The 23,135-nt window shown below is 49.2% G+C and carries 13 protein-coding genes; 7 read left to right on the forward strand and 6 right to left on the reverse strand.

Features of this window, described 5'->3' with window-relative positions:
• The first annotated feature begins 101 nt into the window (after positions 1-101).
• Positions 102-1,742 (forward strand): carboxylesterase/lipase family protein, encoded by a 1,641-nt coding sequence (locus AC1XTG_RS21405; protein ID WP_484843377.1) that lies wholly within the window; start codon positions 102-104, stop codon positions 1,740-1,742.
• Positions 1,743-1,847: 105 nt separating this feature from the next.
• On the opposite strand, the gene AC1XTG_RS21410 is transcribed toward AC1XTG_RS21405, so the two are convergent.
• Both AC1XTG_RS21410 and AC1XTG_RS21415 read right to left on the reverse strand, forming a co-directional pair.
• Positions 1,848-2,297: a hypothetical protein gene (locus AC1XTG_RS21410; RefSeq protein WP_484843378.1), complete on the reverse strand. Its 450-nt coding sequence runs from the start codon at positions 2,295-2,297 to the stop codon at positions 1,848-1,850.
• A complete protein-coding gene (locus AC1XTG_RS21415) occupies positions 2,294-2,788 on the reverse strand; it encodes a Panacea domain-containing protein (RefSeq protein ID WP_484843379.1) in 495 nt (164 codons plus the stop codon). Before AC1XTG_RS21415 ends, AC1XTG_RS21410 begins: the two co-directional genes overlap by 4 nt.
• Before the next feature lie 286 nt (positions 2,789-3,074).
• Here AC1XTG_RS21415 and AC1XTG_RS21420 point away from each other — a divergent pair, with 286 nt between their 5' ends.
• On the forward strand, positions 3,075-3,641 hold the full coding sequence (locus AC1XTG_RS21420; protein WP_056283656.1) for a dihydrofolate reductase family protein: 567 nt from the start codon (positions 3,075-3,077) through the stop codon (positions 3,639-3,641).
• A gap of 30 nt (positions 3,642-3,671) precedes the next feature.
• Here the strand turns inward: AC1XTG_RS21420 and AC1XTG_RS21425 are convergent, their stop codons facing one another.
• The 4 genes from AC1XTG_RS21425 to AC1XTG_RS21440 form a co-directional block, all read right to left on the reverse strand.
• Entirely contained in the window at positions 3,672-7,058 is a 3,387-nt protein-coding gene (locus AC1XTG_RS21425) for a VCBS repeat-containing protein (RefSeq protein WP_484843380.1), read from the reverse strand.
• A 16-nt stretch (positions 7,059-7,074) separates the two neighbouring features.
• Complete coding sequence (locus AC1XTG_RS21430; protein WP_484843381.1) at positions 7,075-8,616, reverse strand: RagB/SusD family nutrient uptake outer membrane protein; 1,542 nt, start codon at positions 8,614-8,616, stop codon at positions 7,075-7,077.
• A 21-nt stretch (positions 8,617-8,637) separates the two neighbouring features.
• Complete coding sequence (locus AC1XTG_RS21435) at positions 8,638-11,775, reverse strand: SusC/RagA family TonB-linked outer membrane protein (RefSeq protein ID WP_484843382.1); 3,138 nt, start codon at positions 11,773-11,775, stop codon at positions 8,638-8,640.
• 134 nt (positions 11,776-11,909) lie between these two features.
• The gene (locus tag AC1XTG_RS21440) at positions 11,910-16,019 is read right to left on the reverse strand and encodes a hybrid sensor histidine kinase/response regulator transcription factor (RefSeq protein ID WP_484843383.1); all 4,110 of its coding nucleotides are present in this window, start codon (positions 16,017-16,019) and stop codon (positions 11,910-11,912) included.
• 178 nt (positions 16,020-16,197) lie between these two features.
• Here AC1XTG_RS21440 and AC1XTG_RS21445 point away from each other — a divergent pair, with 178 nt between their 5' ends.
• Genes AC1XTG_RS21445 through AC1XTG_RS21465 form a run of 5 tightly spaced genes read left to right on the forward strand, consistent with a single transcriptional unit; the run spans position 16,198 to position 23,129 of the window.
• Positions 16,198-17,277, forward strand: a complete 1,080-nt coding sequence (locus AC1XTG_RS21445; protein ID WP_082489164.1) for a glycoside hydrolase family 43 protein — start codon at positions 16,198-16,200, stop codon at positions 17,275-17,277.
• Between the two features lie 16 nt (positions 17,278-17,293).
• A complete protein-coding gene (locus AC1XTG_RS21450; protein ID WP_056283646.1) occupies positions 17,294-18,382 on the forward strand; it encodes a Gfo/Idh/MocA family protein in 1,089 nt (362 codons plus the stop codon).
• A gap of 10 nt (positions 18,383-18,392) precedes the next feature.
• Entirely contained in the window at positions 18,393-20,843 is a 2,451-nt protein-coding gene (locus AC1XTG_RS21455) for a glycoside hydrolase family 95 protein (RefSeq protein ID WP_484843384.1), read from the forward strand.
• Positions 20,844-20,870: 27 nt separating this feature from the next.
• Entirely contained in the window at positions 20,871-22,559 is a 1,689-nt protein-coding gene (locus tag AC1XTG_RS21460; RefSeq protein WP_484843385.1) for a glycoside hydrolase family 43 protein, read from the forward strand.
• Between the two features lie 48 nt (positions 22,560-22,607).
• The gene (locus tag AC1XTG_RS21465) at positions 22,608-23,129 is read left to right on the forward strand and encodes a VOC family protein (RefSeq protein ID WP_056283637.1); all 522 of its coding nucleotides are present in this window, start codon (positions 22,608-22,610) and stop codon (positions 23,127-23,129) included.
• The last annotated feature ends 6 nt before the right edge of the window (positions 23,130-23,135 follow it).

The following is a 23,135-nucleotide window of genomic DNA, read 5'->3' on the forward strand; positions in this document are numbered from 1 at the left end:
TGATATCTTGAAAATTATTCTTATTATTATCTAATTGTAAGACAATATCCTTGCGTTGCTGTCTTGCTGACCGGATTTTGCTTTAACTCTACTTTTTTCAAATGAAAACAATTTTTATTACCATGCTGCTGGCTGCGCAAATGATGCATGTTGCTGTGGGCCAGTCTAAAAGTGCAACAGCTGCTCCGCAGGCAAAGACCGCGAACGGGACGGTAGAAGGCGTGATGGAAACGTCGGGCGTGCGGGCGTTTAAAGGAATTCCATTTGCGGCACCACCTGTGGGTGAGTTCCGCTGGCGCGAGCCGCAACCAGTGAAAAACTGGCAGGGTGTTCGGAAAACGGTTAAGTTCGGGCCGCGCGCCATGCAGAATGCGGTGTTCGGAGATATGGGCTTTCGCTCGGACGGGATGAGCGAAGACTGTTTGTACCTGAATGTATGGACACCGGCGAAATCTGCCAATGAGAAACTTCCCGTTCTGGTGTACTTCTACGGCGGCGGCTTCGTCGCGGGTGACGGTTCCGAAGGGCGTTATGACGGTGAAAGTATGGCGAAAAAGGGCATTGTGAGTCTGACAGTAAACTATCGGCTCGGCATATTCGGCTTTTACGCTTCGCAAGATCTGACCAAAGAATCCCCGAACAAAGCTTCGGGTAACTACGGATACCTGGACCAGGCTGCCGCATTAGCCTGGGTAAAGAAGAATATCGCTGCTTTCGGAGGCGATCCTAATAAGGTGACTATCGCAGGAGAATCTGCTGGTTCACTTTCGGTGAGCGCATTAATGGCGTCGCCGCTTTCCAAAAATCTGTTCTCAGCTGCGATCGGCGAGAGCGGATCTGTGTTGGGTACATTGCCGCCGGTACCACTTGCGCAGGCTGAGCAGGCGGGTGCCAAATTCAACGAACAGGTTGGCAAACAATCGCTGGCAGAAATGCGCGCGATCCCGGCAGAAGAATTGCTGAAAGCAACAGCCGGACCAAATGTACCTCGCTTTTCATCTGCGGTAGACGGCTACTTCTTCCCTGAGCCGCCATTGAAAACGTTCCAGGAAGGAAAGCAGTCGCAGGTACCGTTGCTGGCGGGGTGGAACTCGGAGGAAATGAACTATCGTATGATTTTGGGCAAAGAAGCGCCGACGCTGGAAAATTATAAGAAAGCCGTTCAAAAGCTTTACGGAGAGCAGGCCGATCAGGTTCTGAAAGAATATGCGGCCTCTTCGGATGCAGAAGTGGAACAAGTGGCGACTGACCTCGCGGGTGATCGTTTTATTGGTTATGGTACCTGGAAATGGATTGATCTGCAAAGTAAAACCGGCGGCGGAAAGCCTGTTTACCGGTATTTGTACGGTCGCGCCCGGCCTGCGATGAGCGCCGAAGCGGGGAATGTAACTGCAAACCTGGCTGGCGGTGTTTCCAAGAGCACAGAACCTGCTGCAAAAGCTGCCCTGCCCAAAGGCGCGGTGCATTCAGCGGAAATCGAGTATGCAATGGGTAATTTGTCGTACAACAAAGTATACGCCTGGACGCCGGAAGACCACAAAGTATCTGCAACCATGCAGGAATACTTCGCCAATTTCATTAAAACTGCAAATCCAAACGGAAAAGGGCTGCCGGAGTGGCTGCCTGTAAAAGCTGGCGAAAACGCGAAGTACATGTACCTGGATGTAGACAGCCGTCTGGAAACAGAAAAGCACAGAGGCCGCTACGTGCTGCTGGAACAAATGGCCGCGAAGAATCAGTAGGCTATACTTAGCAGATATGCTGCATTTGCTCCATTTGTGAGCGAATGCAGCATATCTGCTGAAACGACCAGCGGGTTAGTAAGCATGACGGCCACAACTGATTGATCAGAACCCGAACTTCTTCTTTTTATATGGTTTAATGGTCTTGGAGACCATGATTAACCTGTGGACTTTTGCCAGGTCCTCTTCATTCATTTTTCCGAGATAATTACTGGAATCTGATTGCAAGGCTGTTCTGATATAGCTCATGCTTTCTTCATGCAAATCTGTGCAATCTATGTACGAGTTGTGGTGCAAGTATTCGCGGCCCGCGCTATCAACGGGTATATGAAGGCTTCTCAATTCGTCTGAGAAATTCACATGTTCATTGACCCTGGTATTGATCAACACCATTGCCAGGCTTACGTAATCTTCGCCAATAGCAACAATAACAAATCTTTTTTCCTTGGGAGGAATAGTCCAGTTCACGAACAGCCTGATCACACATCCAACCTCAATATTTCGTTCAACGAACTCTTCTCGAAAGCTTTCAGGAAAGTGATCCCCTAAGCTCATTTAAACATTCTTTTGGTTTCAAGATTTTCCTGCAGATAATGAAGCGTATCCTCACTGGCACCGCCAACTCTGCCTATCTCGAAAATGTCCATTTTGTGATTGAGCTTGACAGCATTGTAAGCATCGTCATGCGACTTGTCAGTTCGTTCCGAGAATGTGAGACTGCCGAATGATTCGATTGAATTGTTAATGCAAGAGACCTCTGACTCTGATAAATAGTCGAGATTTGGCTCGGAAACAGCTTTAAAAGAGTGTTCGCCAGCCAGGCAGAAGTAGTTGTTCAAATCTCCATTCGAAACGCTTTTCAGGATATCGTACGCATTGGAGGGTACGGGGCCGTACTTCATAGCAACATAGTCGTCATTGAGCAACTTCTGTCCAAAACGCCTGATATGCTCCTGCTCAGCAAAGTACAAGATTTTGAAAATCGTGTGGTAGTCGGCAGTCCCAAGTTTTGAAATCACGTAAAGGAGAATATTGATTAACTCCATACGATTCTCGTCAATTTTCATAAAGTGCTAGCGGTGTATTGTTGCCTTTGAAATAATATTCTTAAAAAATCTAAATAGCCTTTATATTGTTCTGATTAGCAGAAACATAGTGCTGTTCCGTGAAACAAAGTTATCGTTATTATTGAATTGTTTCCAATCCTGTGAATATTTATTGCCACTGTCCTCCCTTCCCTCTTCATTTGTCCCAAATCCCTACTTAAATTCCTTTTTGCAATAAATAGTTTTGTGGAAAGGATGTCTTTTTGGAACAAACACAATACTGAAAATGAGAAAGCTGGTATTATTTGCGCATATGTCGCTCGATGGTTTTGCGGGGGATCAACAGGGGGGCCTGGGCTTCTTAACATACAATGAAGAACTGCGGCAATTCGCCGATGAGTTGGTGCAAACAGTGGGCGCGCCTGTGTATGGAAAAAACACTTACCACTTAATGGAAGGGTACTGGCCCACCGTTCTGAATGATCCGAATGCGGACGCACACTCGCTGGCACACGCAAAATGGGTGCAGGAAATCCCGAAGATTGTGTTCTCAACAACTTTGGAAAGCGCAGATTGGAACAATACCACGCTGATCAGGGACAATGTAGTGGAAGAAATAAACAAATTGAAACAGCAGCCCGGCAAAGACCTGGTGATTTTCGGCAGCCCCGGGCTGGCTAAAAGCCTGATGAATCTTGGCCTGATCGACGAGTACCAATTCACTGTTCACCCTATCATATTGGGACAAGGAAACAGCCTTTTCGATGGAAATACACAAATGAGCAAGCTGAAATTGCTGGATTCCAAAACGCTAAATTCAGGAGTGGTGGCGCTGCGTTACGCTAACCGGTAAATCGTTGAACTTGCTTTTTTAATCTTGTAATTACTTGCGGGATAGTGCCTGATCTGTGTTTTGCGTTTTGATCCGGTTTACGGCAATACCTTTTGAATGCACCGCAGTCACGAGGTATTGCTGATTTTTTGCGCCGCGCAGCAATGCGCTAGAACGTGCGTCGCCTTTGAGCATCAAGCCACTTTTTGCAGGATTTTGTGGTAAAAATCTGCCTTTGCCGTTTCCGAGCAGGAGCAGTCCGGTGGAAGCATCCTGCCGCCCCATATTTACTTCATTCGGGAAAAAGTTGCCGGTAAGGATCACGTCGGGGTTGCGGTCTGCATTCACGTCCGTTACCACAATTCCGAACACGGGCGCTACCTGAGCTTCGATGGGCAAAGCGCTCACTTCAAACTGTCCGTTTCCTTTATTTTCAATGTACGCGCTTTTCAAAAAAGTCGCCTGTGCCGTGTAGGCGTCTTTTTTCTCGTCGGCGGTGAGGAGATCTTCGTAAGTAGCTTTGGCGTAATCAATGTAATGAGGGTACTTCCTGCGGAACTGGATCACCTGCTGGTTCAATGCATCGTGCGGCACGCTGGGGTAGGCGATACCCTGCATATAATAGCCCATGAGCGGATCAAAAGTGCCGTCGCTATTAAAATCCTTGGCTACCATGGTCACAGGTTCTTTTGCTGATGCATGGTAAAATGTGTTGGTACCTTCATTACCAGCGATGAAATCAATGTCCCCGTCGTGGTCAAAGTCGGCAGCTGCCAGGCTGTTCCACCAGCCGGAATAGGGAGCCAGAGCTGTTTTTACCGACTCTGTTTCCTGAAATTTCGTCTTCTGATTTCTAAAAACGCGCACCGGCATCCATTCCCCCGCGATTACAAGATCGTCAAGCCCGTCGTGATCTGTATCTGCCCAGGTAGCTGCACAGACCATTCCGGCCGAAAGCAGTTCGGGGCAATGCGATTTGGTAACATCAGTAAATGCCATTTTCCCCGATCGGGAATCGTTCCGCAGCAGGTAACTGCGTGGCGGGAGCGGGTACTTGCCCGGGATCATGCGACCTCCGATGAAGAGATCGGTATCTCCATCTTTGTCAAAATCGTTGGCCAGCACGCACGAGCCACTTACAGAAATGGTCGGGAAAGTCGCAGCGGGTGCGGGCTTGAAGTTTCCGTTGCCCTCATTCAAGTACAATTGCACTTCATAAAAGGCACGATCACTTTCCGGCCGCTCGCTTCCGCCGTTCACCACGATCAGATCCTGGTCTTTGTCTCCGTCGGCATCAAAAAAGGTTGCTGAAATATTCTCGTGCAGCGAATCCTGCGCGATTTCACGTTTGGTAAATGTCCCCGAAGCTTGCTGAAAGTATATGCAGGGCCTGCCTTTCTGATAACTTGCCCCGGCGAAAATATCATCCAGCCCATCCTGATTAGCGTCGCCCACCGCAATGGCGAACCCGCTTTTCGAGAGCATTTTGTGCAATGCAGCAGTTTGCTTGAAATCAATAAAAGTGGATTTCTCGTGTTTAAAATCAATCTTCAATTCATCCGTCACATCCGTGAAAAGTGGCTCTGAAATTGTTTCAACCTGCTTCGGGAGGTTACCCGCATCTTTTTGCGTCAGCTGCAAATGCTGGTTTGCGGCTACTTTGTAAAGCTTCTGCGACTTCCCGCCCGGCCAGGTGACCAGCAAACTGTCGATCGTTTTGCTTTGCCCCAAACCAAAATGCAACCCGGTACCAACGGAAGAGATAAAGCCGCGCGTGACGAACATTTCAGCGTATTGCACCTGCTCTCCATGCCAGATCGTAACACTGCTGCCGATACCCGCAAGATTACCTTTATCGCCCTTTAATGTGATCGAAAGGTAGTTGCCGCCCGCTTTTTCACGGCTTTGATTTTGGTAAATAAATGGTTCAGAATCAATGTTATTCACGACGAGGTCCAGGTCTCCGTCTCCATCCAGGTCCGCGTAAGCGGCTCCGTTTGAATAGGATAGTTCATCCAGTCCCCACGCTTTGGAGGTATTTTCAAAAGCCAGGTTACCCGCATTTTTATAGGCATAATTCGGGATTTTCACCTCGGGTACCTTTTGTATCAATTCCAATGCATTTTGCTGCTTGAAGTTGTTAGTCCCAAAACTTGAAAAGTCTTCTTTGAACTGAATAAAATCACGATCGGTCACATCGCGGCGGTAACCGTTTGTGATGAAAATATCTTTCAAACCGTCATTGTCGTAATCGGCAATGAGCGGTGCCCAGCTCCAATCTGTCTTCGAAATCCCGGCCAGCAGGCCAACTTCCGAGAACTGCGGCGCGCCGTTGACTTTATCTGCCGTTCCCAGGTTCAATTGCAGCATGTTCCGCATGTATTGCAGCTGGTAACCATACTGCTCCGAAATGCTCATTTCCTTGCGATCGTAATCCTGGCCAGCCAGCATCTTCTTCTGTCTCAGGTTATCTTCCGGCAGCATATCGAGCTGGAAGATGTCGGGATAAGTGTCGTTGTTAATGTCGGCAATGTCCACGCCCATTCCGAAAAGGCTGGTGTGAGCAGTAGCTTCTTTGATCACATTCTGAAATGCAGGTTTTGAACCGGAGCCTGCATTTAAATACAGCATATCGCTGCTGATGAAGTCGTTGGAGCAATAAATGTCGGGGTAACCGTCTTTGTTCAGGTCGCTTACAGCCAGGCCAAGTCCCAGGCCCTCGTATTTTACTCCGGCTTCCCGGGAAATGTTGGTGTACCTGGGCAGGCCATTTTCACCAATACCTTCATTCACGTAAAACTTGCCCGTGCTCGGATAGGAGCCGTCGTGGTAGGTTTGCCTGATAAAATTAGGGTTTTGCAGATCAGGCGCTGTGTTCATTAAATACGCATCCAAATCGCCGTCCAGATCGGCATCGAAGAATGCGGTCTGCGTGGTAAATGCATTGTCGTTCAGTCCGTAATCTTTGGCTGACTCTTTGAAAACAGGTATCCCGTTTGCCCCGTTTCCCTGGTTAACAAACAGCAGGTTTTCAGAATCGGGCATTTTCACGTGCCTGGCTACGCTGATGTAAATATCGAGCAGACCGTCCTGGTTGATGTCCACCATCGAAATGCCGCTGCACCAGCGGCTCGTAGTCAAGCCGGCTTTCACAGTAACGTCCTCAAAAGCCCATTTCCCGGCAACGGTATCGATTTTACTCAAATACAATTTGCTGCTCACCTGATTGCCGCCAAAGAAAATATCCGGCTTCCCGTCCCCATTCACATCACCAATCCCAACGCCCCCGCCATTGTAAAAGTTGGTAAAAGTAAACGGGTTAATGGAATCGTTGGGAGTAAGCTTATTGATGAAATTGATGTTTGTTTCGGCAGGAGTGTGGGATAGAAAAAGCGTATCCTGCTTCTTGGCACAAGCGCTAAGAAGCAGGATGATCATAAAGTAGCTCGCGAGGTTAGTACCCCGGGTTCTGGTCCTTCGCTTCAATTTTTGCATTGTTATCTACTTCCTGTTGCGGGATGGGCAGCAATTCGTGTTTGTTGGCCTGGAAATAGGTGATCGGCTCGGATTTCAGCTTTTTGTTTTTACGCCAGCGAACGATGTCGCGGTTGCGGATCTGCTCGCCGCTGAGCTCCACACGCCTTTCGTGCACGACCGCCTCAAACACCTGCTCTTTGGTACCTACCGGATATTTGGCAGTAGGGTAGGCGGGCATTGAAACGCTCTTGCGTGCGCGTACCATATTCAGGTATTTCACTGCATTTGGAATGTTGCCCAGCTCATTTTCCACTTCTGCCAGCGACAGTAAGGTTTCTGCAAAACGCATAATCCGCTGATTGATACCGCCTGTCAGGAAAGATTCATTCATTTTGTACATCAGCGAATATTTCTGCCAGCTTACCTTCTTAGTCACGCCGTCAACAATCGATGAGCTTCCATTCTGCTGTCCGTCAGTAAGCGTCGAATTACCATTGTTATACTTCTCGCCTGTGAAATAAAACGAATCTTCGTACCGTGGGTCTGTCTTGGGATCTCCTTTTGTCGTTTTTTCAAAATCATTGAGCAACGAATTGGAAGGGATCACATTCCGCCAGCCGATTGCAGAATATTCCTGCGTGCGCACGGTTTCAGTACCGGCTGTTGCGCCATTGCCGTCGCCATCCCAGTTGTATACCCCGCCCGAAGGATAGAAATTGACCTCGAAAATGGATTCTTTGTTGAACTCGGTTTCTTCCAGGAAGTTGTCGTTGTAGTTATCTACCAGCGCATACACATTGGAATCGTATACTTTCATCAGCTCCGTTTTTGCATTGGCATAATCGCCCTGCTGCATGTAAACGCGGGCGAGCAGCATTTGTGCCGCACCTTTGCTGGCTCTTCCCTGGTTTGCCGCATTATAGGTAGCGGGCAGCTGTCCCTGGATTTCCTGCAATTCCGCAATCAAATAAGCATATACCTCAGCTTCGGGTGATCTTGGCAAGCTACCGTCCACGGTTTGTACATAATTTTTATACAAAGGCACACCGCCCCACATACTTACGAGCTCGTAATAGGCATAAGCACGCAGAAAACGGGCTTCCGCCAGCAGTCGCGCCTTGTCTGCCTCAGCAATGTCGGCGACCGCAGTGGAGTTGTCGACTACGGAATTGGCGCGGTGGATCAGGCGGTAATAAGCCTGCCAGACTGTGCTCATGACCGAGTTACCACTGTCGTGCGTACCAATCAGGAGCTGGTTACGTGGCGTTTCAAGCTGGCCGCCGCCTGCTGCCGCATCATCTCCCCGCAAATCGTGCAGGAAAAACCATTCACGTGCAACCAGGTTATTGGATTTGAGCATGGAATACACGCTGGTAACCCCGCTCGTGAGTTCTGCGCCGTTTTTGTAATAGTTATCGACGGTCACGCCATTCGGGTTTGTTTTTTCGAGCACATCTTCGTTGCAGGAAAAAGTGATTCCGATTAAAAGCAGTGACGCAATGATGATCTGTTTTTTCATTTCAGTGCTTTTCAAAAGTGATTAAAAGCCAAAACTTAGTCCTACCTGCAAGGTTCTTGGCTGCGGGTACATGCCGTAGTCAATGCCGTTGATCAGCTGCGTGCCGGTTGCCGTGGATGATCCATTGGCGCCGATTTCAGGGTCAAGTCCGGAGTACTTGGTGAAAGTAAGCAGGTTGGTCGCCGACACATATACACGTGCTCTTGTGATGGTATTCCGCGTCAGCGCAGACAGTCCTTTTGAAGGAATGGTGTAGCCGATGCTGAAATTCTTGATCCGCATATAAGAACCGTTTTCAATGAAGCGGTCGCTGGTTTTGCTGTTGTTGTTTGGGTCGCCACTTACTGCGCGAGGTACGTCGGTATCGGTATTCTGCGGTGTCCAGGCATTCAGTACGTCGGTTCCTGCATTGAACAACCGCAGCATTCCCTGCTCGATCACTTTGGTACCATTGTAAATTTTATTACCCTGAACACCCTGCAGGTACAATGTAAAGTCAAATCCCTTGTAGCTTCCGCCTAAATTGCCGCCGTAGCTGAACTTCGGAATAAAGCTGCCGAGGTACTCGCGGTCACTGCCGTCGATCACTCCGTCGCCGTTAATATCCTTGAACCGGATATCACCCGGTGCAGCAGCTGACTGGTATTTGGTCTGATCGTTTCCGTCCAGCGCATTGGCTGCGTCGATTTCGCCCTGGTTCTGGAAGATACCGTCCACTTTCCATCCATAGAATGACTGGATAGGGTGGCCTGCTTCTGTCTTTGTAATATCAAAACCGCCGAAATCGTCATTTTTTCCCGAAAAGATCGTGGCGCTTTCCGTGGCAAGACTGACTACTTTATTTCTGGTAATATCCAGATTTACAGAAGCATTCCATTTAAAATCGCCGTCATTTTTGTTGTAACCCAACTGGAATTCATAACCCCAGTTCTTCATTTTACCAATGTTGGACAATGGGGATGAAGAATACCCGAGAGAGTTGGGGATCGGCACTTCGAGCAAGAGCCCGTCGGTGTTGCGGTTGTAGCGCTCTGCGGTGAATGTAATGCTGTTGTTGAACAAAGCCAGGTCAATACCCAGGTTGGTCATCGCAGTGCTTTCCCATTTCAGCTCGGTGTTACCAAGTGCGCTGAAATACGATCCGAGCAGCTTGTTTCCGCCGAAGTAGTAGTTGGAATTATCCGCCTGCACCAGCGATTGCCAGGCATAGCTGCCGATTCCATTGAAACCGGTCTGTCCGTAGCTCGCGCGGATCTTCAATTCAGAAATGGCCGGAACCGATTTCAGGAACTCCTCTTCGCTGATCCGCCAGCCCAGTGACACAGACGGGAAAGTACCCCACTTATTGCCTGGCGCAAACCGGGAAGAACCATCGCGACGCACCGATGCGCTCAGGAGGTATTTGCTGGCATACTCGTAATTCAAGCGGCCCACGTAGGAGATAAGCGCACTTTCGTCCAGCGAGCTGCTCGCACTCGGATTGGAAACGCCCTGCATCTGGTCAATGTCGTTGTTCGGCCGGTAACCCGATCCGTTGACGGTATTGGTGCGGAAAGTCTGCTTATCGACGATCGCTGTGATATTCAACTGATGTTTGCCAAAAGTTTTATCAAAAGTCAGCTGGTTGGTAATCACCGGCGAGAAGTAGGAGGTGCGCCCGTTCCGGATTTCAAACTGCGTCCGTGACTTGTAGCCGTCGTTGTAGATCGGGAACTGTTCGTTCGACAATGCGCTCACCACGTCAGCCCCGAAACTGAAACGGTACCGTAAAAAACTGGTAATGTTCAACTCGGCGAACAACGATCCAAGTAATTTAATGCGCTGGTTGCGTGTAATGTCCATTTCGGCAATGCGAAGCGGGTTATCCGGGTCACTTCCGTCGGCCGAAGTAGGAGAGCTGTACCCGCCAGCTTTCGTTGGGTCGGTTACCGGCCAGTAAGGCAGGTTACGGATCGCCTGCATTACCAGTGTGCGTCCGCCGCCAAATCCCTGTTCGCCGCGACTCTTATCATAGGAAAAAGTAAGCGTCTGCCCGATTTTAAGGAATTTGGTTATCTGATGGTCGGAGTTGATGCGGAAGTTGGCGCGTTTGTAATTGGTACCCACCAAAATACCTTCCTGATCAAAATAGCCTGCAGATGTGAAGAACCTCGAAACGCTGTTACCGCCGCTCACCGAAAACTGGTGCTGCTGAATGGGCGCGTTTCTGAAAAGTACGTCCTGCCAGTCTGTGTGCGTTTGCGCGAAAGTTTGCGTTGCACCTTCGTAGATAGGTTTGTTGAGATCCGAAAGACGGCCTGGCATCGCGATACCAGCATTTCCGAGCAAAGCCGTCGCATACTGGATGTATTGATCGGTGTTGAGCAGGTCCAGCTTCTTCCACGCTGATTGTGTACCAAAATAGGTATCGACATTCACGTGCAGCTTTCCGTCCTGAGAACCTTTTTTGGTTGTAATAATAATGACCCCGTTGGAAGCGCGTGAACCGTAAATGGCCGCCGAGCTCGCATCTTTCAGCACTTCGAGCGACTCAATATCTTTCGGGTCAAGGTTGTTGAGGTCACCGGAAGGGATCCCGTCGATCACATACAACGGCCCGGAAGCATAATTAATGGAACCGATACCCCGAATGCGCACGATCGGCGTCTGGCCTGGGCTACCGTTGTTGACCACACGCACCCCCGGCACGCGGCCCTGCAATGCTTGTTCGGCACTTACCACAGGAAGCGCCGTCAGTTCTTTGGGCGAAACTGACGATACTGCGCCGGTAAGCGACGATTTTTTCTGGCTACCATAGCCGATCACGACCATTTCTTCCAATGCCTGGTTTTCGGTGGCCAGCTTTACATCAATGCGGGTTTTGGAACCCACCTCGATTTCCTGTTTGCCATAACCGATAAAGCTGTAAACCAACACGCTGCTCTCGGAAGGCACTTGTATGGAATACTCACCGCTTGCATTTGTGCTGGTACCCACATTCGAACCCTTCAACGTCACGTTCACACCCGGCAGGGCTTCACCGTCTTCGGAGGTAACCCGGCCTGTGACCTGCTTTTCGGCTGCACGGGCAAATGTAAGGTTCACGGATGCAGTTACGCACAGCATGAATACCATCCACAGCCTGCCTTTCTTTAAACACGATTGTACATTCTTTCTCATAGGATAATAGATATGGACTAAAAGAACAAAAACTTGTATTAGTCAAAGGTTGTACGATTTCAATGAAATGTCAACCCCACACTTAACCTATGTCACTATAAGTTGATCAAATTGAACATTTGTTATAGTAATTCTCACAAAATTGCTGAATCCGGGGAGGTCGCTGGCAGCGGTTTTCGCTTTAAATGAATGTATTCCGAGGGCAGCATTCCGAATTTGAGCTTGAAAGACTTGGTGAAATAATTGGGGGAGGCAAATCCGGCGGCGTACGAAATCTGGGAAACGTTGAGGTCGCTCTTTTCGGCCAGCAATGCAGCCTTTTCAAGCTTGATGGTTTTGATAAATTCAATGGGCGTTTGTCCCGTCATTTCCAGGAGCTTGCTGTACAATGTACCCCGGCTCATGCCGAGTTGTTTGCTCATTTTTTCTACACTGAGCTCAGCACTGTTGGTCAGGTTCTCATCAATGTAAGTCAGGATGTTTTTCATCAGTTTTTCAGTCCCTGAAACAATCTCGGGCTCCGGCTTGGAGATGTCGATCTGTTTGGAATAAGTACTTTTCAAAAGTCTATTGAGCAGGAGCAGGTTGTTGATCTTTGCATTCAATATATCGAAGTTGAAAGGCTTGGTAAGGTAATCGTTGGCGCCGGAGCTCAATCCGCGCAGTTCGTGCTCTTCGCCGGTGGAAGCGGTGAGCAGGATCACGGGGATGTGGGCGGTACGTTTGTCAGATTTGATCTTCCGGCTCAGTTCGATCCCGTCCATTTCGGGCATGGCAATGTCACTAATAACGATTTGCGGATGCTGCGCCAGCGTTTTTTGCCAGCCTTCCAGTCCATTTGCAGCCTCAATGATCTTGTAATTCACTTCCAGGTTGCTTTTCAGATAATCCCTGAATTCATCATTGTCTTCGATAATCAGAATGTCGGCAGGTTGGTCCGGCAGGGTTTTTGGCGTCTCCGGAGCTATAATTGAAGTTGTACTATCCGGCAGATCTACATTCGTAATGGCAGGCGCAGTGATCTCACCTGTTGCAGGTATGACCGTGTTTTTGCAGGGCAGCTCCACCGTGAATGTGCTTCCCTGGCCGGGTGTACTCTCGACTTTGATAAACCCGCCATGCATTTGCACAAATTCCCTGACAATGGACAGGCCAATCCCGCTGCCCTGGTTCAGTACCGAGGATGAATCATTTTTATAAAATCGTTCAAATATCTTTTCAAGCTTGTCGCCCGGAATGCCTACGCCGGTATCTTTGATGCTGATGCAGAGCCACTTATCCCAGCCGCCTCTTTCGTGCTGCGAGAGGGAAAGTGTTACGGTACCTCCGCGGGGAGTGTGTTTAAATGCATTCGACAGCAGATTGAGAACAATGCGCTCGATCTTGTTGGCGTCAAAATCCATTTGCAGACTTTCAATCTCGCGCGCTACCACAAAGTCAATTGCCTTCACCTGCGACAGATACTGAAATGATTCCGCAGTTTCGCAAACAAAGGAAATGATCTCACCCGGCGCGGTTTCAAGTTGTGATTCGTGTTGTTGCAGATTTTTGAAATCAAGCAGCTGGTCGACCAGGTTGAGCAGCCGCTTTGCATTGCGTTTGATCCCCTGTAAATGTGGGATATTCCCGGTGTCCGAACCACGGTTTACCAATTGATCCAGCGGCGCAAGAATGAGTGAGATCGGTGTCCTGAATTCGTGGCTCAGGTTGGTCAGGAACTTGATCTTCATTTCATCCAGCTCCCTTTTTCGTCTCGCTTCCGTCTCCAATTCTTCCTGCCTGAATTTCTTTTCCAATTTCCGGATACCGCGGTGCCGCATGAACAACACCAGACCGAACAGCGCAAATGCATAGAAGAAGTAGGCGTAAATGGTCATGTAAAACGGCGGCTCCACCACGATTTGCACTGATGTACCCGGTGTGTTCCAAGCGCCATTCTGGTTCTTGGCCTGTACTTCAAACTGGTAGGTGCCCGGATTCAGATTGGTGTATCCCGCGGTTTTGGCATAACCTGCGTAGTGCCACTCGTCGTCAAACCCATTCAGCCGGTAGCGGTACATGGTTTGCGAAGCGTCGGAATAATTCAGCGCGGCGTAGGTGAGGGTAAAATTTTGTTTGTAGTCCAGATGAATGGATTTGGCTACTGAAATGTGTTCGGTGAGAATGTTGGAATCAGCAGGTGTAATGGATTTGTTGCCGACCCGCAGCACTTTCAAAACCACTGGAATGGGGTTGTTGTTTTGCCGGAGCAAACGGGTATCCAGGTAGTTGAAGCCGCGTATCCCGCCGAAGTACAACAAATTGTCGCGCGTCCGGATCCCCGCGCCCAGGACGAATGTATTATCCTGCAAACCATTGTGTTGTGTATAGTTAACAAACCGTTTCGTCGCCATGTCCAGGTAGCTCAGCCCGTGGTTCGTACTCACCCAGATCCGCCCCTGCGCATCTTCCAGGATCTTGTTGATCACACCGCTGATCAGTCCTTCTTTTTGACCGAAAACCGAGAAGCTCCGGTTGCCTGGATTGTATTTTGCCAAACCTTCGCCGCCTGTACCAACCCAGATATTCCCTTTGCTGTCTTCAAAAATCGACAGCACATTATTCCCTGGCAATGCGCTGTTGAGTTTGTCAAAATGAATGGACTTGCGTTGTTCAGGATCGTAAATGACCAGTCCCGTGCCGTGAGAGCCAATCCACAGCTTGCCGTTTTTATCTTCCAGAATATCCCGGATGTATCCGTTAAGCGGAATAACTCGCCTGGTCACCGCGATATTCTCATCAAAATGCCTGACAAATTCTCCGGTCTGCGGGTCAAATTCATTTACTCCACCGCCATTTGTCCCGATCCAGAGCTTTCCCTTGCGGTCAGTGGCGAGGCAAAAGATATCATTGTTGCCCAGTGATGATTTGCTGGCTGTCTGGGTAAACTGCTGGTACTTTCCCGTGGCGACGTCCAGCTGGAAAAGTCCGTCCTGGAAAGTGCCGATCCATAAATTTTCTCCCGTCATTTTAAGCGAAAGTACCGCCAGGCCCGACGTAGCCAATTTGCTTTTAGGCGACAGCGGGACTTTTGTGAACAGGTTCGTTTTCCGGTGATAAAGATTCAATCCGCCGCCATCGGTACCGACAAACAAATCGCCATTGGTGTTCTCTGCAAAGGAAGTCACAAAAGGCGCGCTCAATCCGTAGGGATCATAGGTATCAGACTTTTTCAGCCCGAAAATTGTCAGGTTTTTATCAAATTTATTAACGCCGCCCTTGTAAGTCCCCAGCCAGAAAATGCCCCGGTCATCAATGAGAATGCTTCGTACAGACTTGTTGGTGAGGCTGTAAGGATTGCGCGCATCAGGCGCGTACCGGGTGATTTTTCCGCTTTTAATGTTCATCACATTCAGTCCGCCATCGGTACAGATCAGCAGTGCCTGCGGACCTTCCGCCACCACGGCGTAAATCATATTGCTGCTGATTGTCTGCTCGTTATCCGCCTGGTATCTGAATGTTTGAAGCAGGTTACCTGCTGCGGTCAGTTTGTACAAACCATTGAATGTACCCACCCAGATATTCCCGAACTGGTCACCCCGGATCGTCTTAACCTGGCTGTGGCTGCCTGGCGCATAGGAGATTTTACGGAAGCGGTCTTTTTTGGGATTATAAATGAATAAACCATTCAGGGTACCAATCCACATTTGTCCCGCCTTATCTTCGTAAAAGCTCAAAATCAACTGATTTCTGATCTCGACAGGCGCATTTGCGCGCTGGCTCATCCGCGTCAGTTTAAAGGTAACCGGATCCACCCACACCAGCCCTTCAATGGTACCTACCCACAATTTGCCGGTTGGATCGCTCGTGATAGCAGAGACACTTTCGTTGACACAAACGCGTTTGAAAGCATCTTTTTTACGGTCGTATAAATTCAGTGCACCCTGGATCGTGCCGACCCAGATACGTCCGGCCCGGTCTTCGTGCAGCGAGGTAATATCATTGGAAGCAATGCTGGCCGGATTCGTGCTTTCGTTGCGGTAAACAGTGAATTCTGTTCCGTCATATTTGTTTAGCCCGTCATCGGTACCAAACCAGAGCAGCCCGTGGCGGTCCTTCAAAATAGCGTGTACGGTATTGGAGGACAAACCATCTGCAGAAGTGAGCGCAGTGAAATTGAGCTGCGGATCAATTGCATTTACCCGTACCAATGAAAGCAGGAAGGCAGCGACAGAAATGAGGATACATGCGTAAAATTTTGACATGGCACTGTATATTTTATGGCCTAAATCAAGGCGTAATGACCTTTTTTGAACATTTGTGACATTACTTTCAACAAATGTATTCAACAATAAAGCAACGAAAACCTACATTTGCTCATTGATAAATTAAAAAATAATATCGGAAAAATGATGGGTTTTTAATCCTGATAATAGAAGTACTATGGCTGAAAAATATATTGTCATTTTGACAAATAAAGTATTTAAGAAATCTCTGACGCTCGGTTTGCTGCTTTCCGGCGCGTATCTGAACCCCGCAGACGCGCAAAAAGCTGCCGCGATCAAGCCGCTGGTAACAGACCTCTACACGGCCGATCCTTCCGCACATGTTTTCAATGGAAAGATCTACATCTATCCCTCTCACGACATTGAGGCGAATGTGCCGCAGGATGATGAAGGCGGGCATTTCAACATGCGCGATTACCACGTTTATTCTATGGACAGTCCGACAGGAAAAGTAACGGATCACGGCGTAGCACTCGATGTAAAGGATATTCCCTGGGCAGGCCGCCAGCTGTGGGCGCCGGATGCTGCATTTAAAAACGGGACTTACTACCTGTATTTTCCTGCCAAAGACAAACTGGATGTTTTCAAGATCGGCGTAGCAACGAGCAAGTCGCCTACCGGTCCGTTCAAAGCACAACCAGAGCCGATTCCCGGCAGTTACAGCATTGATCCCGCGCTTTTTACTGATACCGACGGCACTTCCTATATGTACCTCGGCGGGATCTGGGGTGGACAGCTGCAACGCTGGCACACTGGAAAATATGATAAGAGTTTGTCGACTGATCTGGGCAAAGGGCACGAGAATGAGCCTGCGTTAAGTGCCAAGGTGGCGAAAATGAGCAAGGATATGCTCACGTTTGAAGAGCCGCTGCGTGATGTGCAGATCCTGGATGAAGAGGGAAAGCCGCTGCTGGCGGGCGACAACAACCGGCGCTTTTTTGAGGGCGCGTGGATGCACAAGTTCAATGGTAAATACTATTTTTCATACTCCACGGGCGACACGCATTTGCTGTGCTATGCCGAAGGCAGCACGCCTTACGGACCATTTATTTACAAAGGTGTGATCATGAAACCAGTAGAAGGTTGGACTACGCACCATTCTATCATTGAATTCAAAGATAAATGGTATATTTTCTATCATGACGCTGCATTATCCGGCAAAACGCATTTGCGGAACATCAAAGTGCGGGAACTGCTTCGTGATAAAAATGGATCGATCCAAACCATAGAACCTTAATAACTCACCATCTGCTATGCAAATTGAAAGACGTGAATTTCTCTCCACATTGTCACTAGCCGGAGCGGCTACCCTTTTTTCCGGAAACCCGCTTTTTGCTTCTACCAATCCAAAAAAAGATAAACTCGGCATTGCACTCGTGGGGCTGGGCTATTACAGCACCGACCTGCTGGCGCCTGCGCTGCAAATGACGGAGAAATGCTACCTCGCCGGGATAGTCACAGGAACACCTGCGAAAGCGGAAACCTGGAAAACCAAGTACAACATTCCCGAAAAGAACATTTACAACTACCAGAACTTCGACAAGATTGCCGACAATCCGGATATCGATATTGTATACGTGGTACTGCCGCCTTCCATGCACCGCGAGTTTGTGGTGCGGGCCGCCAAAGCAGGGAAACACGTGTTTTGCGAAAAACCAATGGCACCTTCAGTGGCAGATTGCGAGGCGATGATCGCTGCCTGTAAAGCCAACAAAGTGAAGCTGGCGATCGGCTACCGCTGTCAGCACGACCCTAATATCCAGGCTTACATGAAAGTGGCCAAAGACCAGAAGTTCGGTAAAGTGAAAATGGTGAACAGCGCTGCGGGTTATTTTGACGCGCGTACCGATCACTGGAAGCAGAAAAAGGCACTGGGTGGCGGCGTAATGGGGGATATGGGCGTGTATGCATTGCAGGGCGCGAGACTAGCAACGGGCGAGGAGCCGATCAGCGTAATTGCACAGGCTTCCACCACGCGGCCGGAGATCTATAAGGAAGTGGAAGAGACGATGATGTTTATGCTCGATTTCCCGAGCGGTGCGCGGGCTTCCTGCCAGACGAGCTTTGGTATCAATATGAATTATCTGCAGGTCAATTACGAAAAAGGCTGGCTGAAACTGGAACCTCAGTCGGGGTATAATGGCAATAAAGGCAGTATGTCGGATGGTACCATCATCAATTTCCCGATCAAAAGTCAGCAGGCGAAACAAATGGACGAGGATTGTATGGCGATCATGAACAATACCGACCTGATCGCGCCGGGTGAGGAGGGGTTGCGCGATATCCGCGTAGTTGAGGCGATTTACAAGTCGGTTGCTTCGGGTAAGAGTGTTAAAATCTGATTTTCGTTTTATGAAGTTGAGTGCCTTTTTTATCTTTTTGCTGATCATTGCTTGTCCTGCTTTTTCTCAGGATAAGTCTTTAAAACTTTGGTACAACACACCTTCCGGCAAAACCTGGGAAAATGCATTGCCGGTGGGCAATGGTCGGCTGGGGGGAATGGTGTACGGCAATGTGGCGGAAGAAAGGATCCAGCTCAATGAAGGTACATTGTGGTCGGGCGGACCAAACAGGAACGATAACCCGGCGGCGCTGGCTGCATTGCCGGAGATCCGGAAGCTGATTTTTGAAGGAAAACAGAAAGAGGCCGAAAAGCTGGCTAACCAGGCCATTATCACTAAAAAGTCGCACGGACAGATGTTCCAGCCTGCGGGCGAACTGCGCTTGCATTTCGCTGGTCAGGATGATTACCAGGACTATTACCGCGAGCTGGACATTGAGCGGGCTGTGGCCAAAACGACCTATAAAGTGGACGGTGTTACATTCACCCGCGAAGTGCTGGCCTCTTTTCCCGATCAGGTGATCGTCATGCGATTGACTGCCGACAAGCCCGGAAAACTGAATTTTTCAGCTTTCTATTCCACACTGCATAAGCAACCTGAAATCAAGGTTACGCCTGCAAAGGAATTGACGCTGGCAGGTACGTCGGCGGACCATGAGAGCGTAAAAGGGGTAATCAAGTTCAAAACGATTACCCGCATTAAGAATGAAGGCGGCAGTGTAGCTGCGAATGATACTTCGCTTTTGATCAGGGATGCGAATGCGGCGACCATTTATATTTCTCTTGCCACGAACTTCACGAATTACAACGAAGTGTCCGGGGATGAAAACGCGCGGGCTGACGGGTATTTGAAAAAAGCTTATTCCAAATCGTGGGATGCGCTTTTAAAGCCGCATGTAGCTGCTTATCAGAAGTATTTTAACCGCGTGAAGCTTGATTTGGGTACCAGTGATGCGGCGAAGATGCCGATCGATGAGCGACTGAAGAACTTTAAGAATGCGAATGACCCTGCGCTGGTTACCTTATACTATCAATATGGACGTTACCTGCTGATTTCCAGCTCGCAACCAGGCGGGCAGCCTGCCAATTTGCAGGGGATCTGGAACAATAAGATGATGCCGCCCTGGGATAGCAAGTACACGATCAACATCAATGCGCAGATGAATTACTGGCCGGCGGAGAAGACAAACTTGTCGGAGCTGCACGAGCCTTTCCTGAGAATGGTGAGTGAACTGTCGGAAACCGGGCGGGAAACGGCCAGGGTGATGTACGGCGCGCGGGGCTGGATGGCGCACCACAATACGGATATCTGGCGCGCAACCGGCGCAATCGACGGCGCTTTCTGGGGTATGTGGATCGCGGGCGGCGGCTGGACGAGCCAGCATTTATGGGAGCATTACCTGTACACAGGCGACAAAAATTTTCTCGCCAAAATCTATCCGATCCTGAAAGGTTCGGCGATGTTCTACACCGATTACCTGATTGAACATCCCAAATACCACTGGCTGGTGACCAATCCGGGCAGTTCGCCCGAAAATGCGCCTGCCGCGCACGAAGGTTCTTCCCTCGACGCAGGTACTACGATGGATAACCAGATCGCATTCGACGTGTTTACTTCGGCGATCCGGGCGGCGGAGATATTGAAAAAAGATGCGGCATTTGTTGATACCCTCCGCCAAAAACGCAGCCAGCTGCCACCGATGCATGTGGGCCAGTACGGGCAATTGCAGGAGTGGCTCGACGATGTGGATGATCCCAAAGATGATCACCGTCACGTGTCGCATTTGTACGGATTATTCCCGGCTTCGCAGATCTCGGCTTACCGCAACCCTGAACTTTTCTCGGCAGCACGGACCACTTTAAATCACCGCGGCGACGTGTCCACGGGTTGGAGTATGGGCTGGAAAGTGAACTGGTGGGCGCGGTTGCAGGATGGAAATCATGCTTACAAACTGATCCAGGATCAATTAAGTCCGCCGAGCAATCGCGGAGGCGGCACTTATAACAACCTATTCGATGCGCACCCGCCTTTTCAGATCGATGGAAATTTTGGCTGTACCTCAGGCATTACCGAAATGCTGATGCAAAGTGCAGACGGCGCGGTGCATTTGCTGCCAGCATTGCCCGATGTATGGAAAGATGGCAGCATCACAGGCTTGCTCGCACGCGGCGGTTTTGAGATTGTCAATATGCAATGGAGCGGCGCAAAGCTGACAAAGTTGGAAATCCGCTCGAAACTGGGCGGTAACCTGCGACTGCGCGTGCCGAATGCATTGAAACTGGCGGGCGGCACATTGAAAAATGCGAGCGGCGAAAATACCAATGCATTCTATCAGACTGACCAGATCGCGACTCCGGTTGTGTCACCGAAGGCAAGTAAAGAACCAATCACACTAAAAGAAACGCTGCTGTACGATCTGCCCACACAGGCAGGTAAAGTGTACGCATTCTCAGCCCAATAGATTTTTTCAAACTGTTATTACTATAATATGTACAGGCTTTTTCTCAGGACTGTTTTCGCCTTGTTGTGCCTTGTGGCAGGCTATCAGGCTTCGGCGCAGTCGATTACATTGGTCAATCCGATACTGACGGGCTTCTATCCTGATCCCAGCGTAGTGCAGGTGGGAAAGGATTATTACCTGGTCAATTCGACATTCTCCTACTTTCCCGGCATTCCGGTTTTTCATAGCCAAGACCTTAAAAACTGGAAGCAGATCGGGAATGTGATTGACCGGCCGTCGCAAATGGATTTTATGGGCGAACAGCTCACCCGCGGACTTTTTGCACCTGCTATCAGTTACCACAATGGTACCTTTTACGTGACCTGCACCGACATTGATCACGACGGTAATTTTGTCGTGACTGCCAAAAATCCAGCTGGTCCATGGAGCAATCCCGTACGCATTCCGCAGGTTCGCGGGATTGATCCTTCTCTGTTTTTTGACGAGGATAACAAAGCCTATATCATTTACAACAGCGACGCGCCGGACCATAAACCGTTGTATTCCGGTCACCGCACGATCCGGATTTATGAAATTGACCCGGTTACATTGAAGGTGATCGGAGAGGAGAAGCAGCTGGTGAATGGGGGAGTGGATCTGAGTCAGAAGCCTGTCTGGATCGAGGCGCCGCATATTATGAAGCGGTTTGGCTGGTATTATCTTTATGCAGCCGAGGGCGGTACTTCTGTGAACCATACGGAAGTGGTTTTTCGCAGTAAATCCGTCTGGGGACCTTATGTTCCTTACGAAAACAACCCGATTTTAACCCAAAGGGGATTGCCGGAGGATCGCAAAGACCCGGTGACTTCGGCAGGTCACGCGCAGTTTGTGGACGGGCCGGATGGGAAAACGTACGCGATCTTCCTGGCGGTAAGGCCTTATGAAGGAGACTATTACAATACCGGCCGAGAAACATTCATCGCGCCTGTGACCTGGAAAGACGAGTGGCCCATTATCAATCCCGATACCAAAGAGATCCAATACCAGTACAAAGCTGCATTCCCCGAGGTGAAGCAGCCCGGCGCACGTCCGCAAGCTGGGAATTTCAGTTACACGCTCACGTTTGAAAAATCACTTGATCCCGCATTGCTCTTTATGCGGACGATTGACAGCAGCTCGTTTTCATTATCTGCGAAAAGCGGCCTGACACTGAAATTGAAGCCGGAAACGATCATGGAAATGGGCAATCCCTCTTTCATCGGCAAGCGCCAGCAGCATTTGTACTGCACTACGGAAACGGAACTTAATTTCTCTGCCAAATCGGAAAAGGAAAAAGCGGGCCTGACGATTTTCCAGGATGAGCGCCATTTTTACCTGATCAGCAAATCGGTGGACCAAAACAAACCTGTGATCCAGCTGTATAAAAGCAACCCGAAAGACAAGGGAATGGAACTGCTCACACAAATGCCGCTAACGAATGGAGCTGCGCCTGTGAAGTTGCGCATTGTGGCAGAGGGCGGGACTTATAGTTTTTATTTCTCCAAAGGCAAATCCTGGCAGCTGCTCAAAGACAAGCTCGACTCGAAGTTCCTGAGTACCAAAGAAGCGGGCGGTTTTATCGGTTGTTTGTTCGGTATGTATGCGACTTCTTCGGGAGAGAAAACCACCAGCGCTGCGTCATTTAAATACCTGAAATACAGTGGGAATGATCCTATGTTTGAAAAGGCTTCCAAATAAATCCGCAGGCTTATTACCATTTTAAACAACTAGTTATCATTTGATTATATGCAAAAGACAGTATCGGCATTCTACCTGTTATTCTTATTCCTGCTTACCGGTAGCGTTTCCTTCGCGCAATCCAATTTTACCAGCAAAACCATCGGCGTAGGTGTTGTCGTGAGCGATATGAAACGCTCGCTGGACTTTTATGTAGATGGGATCGGAATGGTGAAAACCGGAAATTTTACGATCAATGCAGATTTTGGGAAGCGTTCCGGGCTGACCAACGGAGAGGCTGTGGAAGTGAATATCCTCAAACTTGAAAATGCGCCTGAATCCACAGACTGGAAGCTGATGAGCTTTGGCAAGAAGGCCGGGCACAAAAAGCCGGAATTCATCCAGGACGACACAGGTATGCAGTACATCACGATCAATGTAAAGGCATTGAACCCCGTGATCGACCGCTTGAAAAAGCAGAATGTGAAGTTCCTGGGCAGCACGCCCACAGCACTCAGCGAGAAAGCACATTTTGTGCTGGTACAAGATCCCGACGGCACATTTATCGAGTTGATCGGTCCGCTCGATTGATCCTAT

The sequence above is a fragment of the Dyadobacter sp. HNCC25DJ183 genome (assembly GCF_056895175.1).

Excerpts from the sequence above, each read along its gene's own strand:
- AC1XTG_RS21435 (WP_484843382.1), bottom strand. The coding sequence starts at position 11,775 with ATGAGAAAGAATGTACAATCGTGTTTAAAGAAAGGCAGGCTGTGGATG.
- AC1XTG_RS21455 (WP_484843384.1), top strand. The coding sequence starts at position 18,393 with ATGAAGTTGAGTGCCTTTTTTATCTTTTTGCTGATCATTGCTTGTCCT.
- AC1XTG_RS21460 (WP_484843385.1), top strand. The coding sequence starts at position 20,871 with ATGTACAGGCTTTTTCTCAGGACTGTTTTCGCCTTGTTGTGCCTTGTG.
- AC1XTG_RS21430 (WP_484843381.1), bottom strand. The coding sequence starts at position 8,616 with ATGAAAAAACAGATCATCATTGCGTCACTGCTTTTAATCGGAATCACT.
- AC1XTG_RS21420 (WP_056283656.1), top strand. The coding sequence starts at position 3,075 with ATGAGAAAGCTGGTATTATTTGCGCATATGTCGCTCGATGGTTTTGCG.
- AC1XTG_RS21450 (WP_056283646.1), top strand. The coding sequence starts at position 17,294 with ATGCAAATTGAAAGACGTGAATTTCTCTCCACATTGTCACTAGCCGGA.
- AC1XTG_RS21425 (WP_484843380.1), bottom strand. The coding sequence starts at position 7,058 with ATGATCATCCTGCTTCTTAGCGCTTGTGCCAAGAAGCAGGATACGCTT.
- AC1XTG_RS21445 (WP_082489164.1), top strand. The coding sequence starts at position 16,198 with ATGGCTGAAAAATATATTGTCATTTTGACAAATAAAGTATTTAAGAAA.
- AC1XTG_RS21440 (WP_484843383.1), bottom strand. The coding sequence starts at position 16,019 with ATGTCAAAATTTTACGCATGTATCCTCATTTCTGTCGCTGCCTTCCTG.
- AC1XTG_RS21410 (WP_484843378.1), bottom strand. The coding sequence starts at position 2,297 with ATGAGCTTAGGGGATCACTTTCCTGAAAGCTTTCGAGAAGAGTTCGTT.
- AC1XTG_RS21415 (WP_484843379.1), bottom strand. The coding sequence starts at position 2,788 with ATGGAGTTAATCAATATTCTCCTTTACGTGATTTCAAAACTTGGGACT.
- AC1XTG_RS21405 (WP_484843377.1), top strand. The coding sequence starts at position 102 with ATGAAAACAATTTTTATTACCATGCTGCTGGCTGCGCAAATGATGCAT.
- AC1XTG_RS21465 (WP_056283637.1), top strand. The coding sequence starts at position 22,608 with ATGCAAAAGACAGTATCGGCATTCTACCTGTTATTCTTATTCCTGCTT.